Source organism: Desulfovibrio sp. 1188_IL3213, assembly GCF_036763145.1.
Classification (GTDB): Bacteria; Desulfobacterota; Desulfovibrionia; order Desulfovibrionales; family Desulfovibrionaceae; genus Desulfovibrio.
Genome location: NZ_JBAIYR010000673.1, coordinates 1 through 848, shown reverse-complemented (window position 1 = coordinate 848; position 848 = coordinate 1). Strand labels below are relative to the sequence as shown.

Below are 848 nucleotides of genomic sequence, written 5' to 3'. Positions count from 1 at the left end.
TAGATGCTGTAGTCACGAGACTGAAGCCCACAAAAAGATACACCTGATCTGAACGGCAGCCAGAAATGAGGCCGCATTTTTTGCGTACCGAGTCGCTATGCCGCGCCATTGCTTCAAATAGAGAAAAGCGTTTTCGACCAGGTGGCGGGCCTTATAAAGCTCTTTGTCGTATTCGCGTTGAACCTTGCGGTTTTTCTTCGGCGGTATAACGGGAGACATTCCCTGGAGTTCCGCCTGCTCAATTATCGCGGTAGAGTCATAGCCGCGATCCGCCAAAAGATGCTCTGCGCTCAGCCCGTCAATCAGGGCAATGGCCTGAGTACAATCCGCTGTTGTACCTTGTGTAATAAGAGCCCGGAGCGGCATACCATGCGCATCCACGGCCAAATGCAACTTTGTGTTGAGCCCCCTTTTGTGCGACTCATCGCCTGATTGCCGCCCTTGGCTCCTGCCGCATGTGGATGGACCTTGCAATGGCTGGCGTCAATCATCAGCCATTCGAAATCAGGATCATCAATCAAAATTTCGAGAAGCTTTTCCCACACACCGTTGTTGCGCCAGCGAATGAATCGGCGATGCGTATTGCCCCAACCGCCGAAGTCTGGCGGAAGGTCTCGCCAAGGCGCGCCGGTACGCATGATCCAAAACACTGCGTCGATAAATTGTCTGTTGTCCTGCGCAATCCCGCCCCAACTTCCTTGCCTCCCTGGCAAATGGGGCTCAAGCTTTTCCCATACCTCATCAGAAATGTCATGTCGCCGATGTGCTGGAGTTGTCATAATCACCTCGCTGTGCGAAGAGTATGACAGAAAAAGCAAATCTAAACAATCTCGTGACTACAGTGCCTA

The 848-nt window shown here is 52.2% G+C and carries 1 pseudogene; it reads right to left on the bottom strand.

Annotation, left to right across the window (positions count from 1 at the left end):
- Positions 1-12: 12 nt before the first annotated feature.
- A pseudogene (locus tag V6C16_RS14450) lies at positions 13-779 on the bottom strand (IS5 family transposase).
- Between the last annotated feature and the right edge of the window lie 69 nt (positions 780-848).